The organism is Paraburkholderia podalyriae, assembly GCF_014397785.1.
Lineage (GTDB): Bacteria > Pseudomonadota > Gammaproteobacteria > Burkholderiales > Burkholderiaceae > Paraburkholderia > Paraburkholderia podalyriae.
In genome coordinates this window covers 1-775 of sequence record NZ_VZQQ01000269.1, presented here as the reverse complement: position 1 = coordinate 775, position 775 = coordinate 1, and the positions used below count along the sequence as shown (strand labels likewise).

The window sequence follows — 775 nt, the reverse complement described above, 5'->3', positions numbered from 1 at the left end:
CTAGAGGGTGTTAGGCACTTTTGTTAAGGGCTGCAAAGTGAACAAGCATAAGCACGGAGAATACGACGAAGTGCAAACCGGCCAAGGTTTCAGGCAATCGCTCATAGTCTCTGGCCAGTCGGCGGAAGCGGTTGAGCCAGCCGAAGCTGCGCTCGACCACCCAACGGCGCGGCAACAGCACGAAGCCCTTTTTCGCCTCCGACAGCTTGATTACCTGAAGCTCTATTCCTTCGTCGAGTGCAGCCTGCGCAGGCTCTTCGCCGGTATATCCCTGGTCCGCGAACGCCACCTTGACCGTCTGGCCGGTGGCCTGCTGAACCTGACGGGCCAGTTCTCCGACCTGCGCGCGTTCCTGTTCGTTGGCCGGCGTAACATGCACAGCAAGCAGTTGCCCCAGAGTATCAACCGCCATGTGGACCTTGCTGCCGCGTTTGCGCTTGTAACCGTCGTAACCGGCGCGAGGTCCACTTTCGCAGGTCGACTGCAGCGTCCGTCCGTCGAGAATGACCGCGCTGGGTTGGCCACGACGCTGCTGCGCGATCCGGATGATCGAACGCAGGTCATTGACCATAGCCTCGAAACAGCCGGCCTGAATCCAGCGTTGCGTCTGCTGGTAGACCAGTTCCCAGGGCGGAAAGTCATTTGGCAACAAACGCCATGGTGCACCCGCGCGTACGATCCAGCGTAGCGCGTTGAACATCTCGCGCAGTTCGTAACGGCGTTGCGGTGCGTCCTTGTTCATCAAGGTCAGGTACGGAGCGGCGAAGTACCATTC

Annotated in this window: 1 protein-coding gene; it reads right to left on the bottom strand. The window is 59.7% G+C overall.

Annotated features, from left to right (window positions below; all coding sequences use genetic code 11):
* Positions 1–10 precede the first annotated feature (10 nt).
* Positions 11–775: IS5 family transposase (locus F6X42_RS42965; RefSeq protein ID WP_187639775.1), on the bottom strand; the 765-nt coding region annotated here is incomplete at its 5' end.